Below are 516 nucleotides of genomic sequence, written 5' to 3' on the forward strand. Positions count from 1 at the left end.
TTTTATCTTCGCGCTAACCCCTTTCCATTCAAATACGGAAGAATATGCGGACGAGACTCACCAGCTAACTTGCTCGTAACCTCTTGTGACCACGTACTTTGTTTTTGATTGCTTGAGCGGTTTGCATAGTAGTTCTGCATCGTTTGGTCGTATGCTTGAATGTCGTCTAAGTTGAGAGCTTGGTACTGGTTCTCGTGCACCACCACGTGCGCAGGTAGGCGAGGTTTAACTTCTGGGTTTTGATCTGGGTGGCCCAAACACATACCAAATAGGATGGCGGTATTCTGGGGTAGCCCCAGTAGCTCATCCACTTGCTGAGCATTATTTCTTACACCGCCAATGTATACGCCTCCCAAGCCCATCGATTCTGCTGCCAGTAAGCAGTTTTGAGCCATGATTCCAGAGTCTACGGCGCCTATTAGCGTTAACTCTGTGAAATCGGCTTGAACATCAGGATTAATACTGGTGTGACGCTGGTAGTCGATACAGAACACCAAGAACTCTGCTGCGCTTTCA

At 47.9% G+C, this 516-nt stretch carries 1 protein-coding gene; it reads right to left on the bottom strand.

The annotated features are described in order from the left end of the window. Positions 1–2: 2 nt before the first annotated feature. Positions 3–516 (bottom strand): oxygen-insensitive NADPH nitroreductase (gene nfsA, locus R7Z49_RS27640; RefSeq protein ID WP_318112851.1); only part of this gene is annotated, 514 nt, incomplete at its 5' end.

It is taken from the genome of Vibrio sp. 1562 (assembly GCF_033340155.1).
Lineage (GTDB): Bacteria > Pseudomonadota > Gammaproteobacteria > Enterobacterales > Vibrionaceae > Vibrio > Vibrio alginolyticus.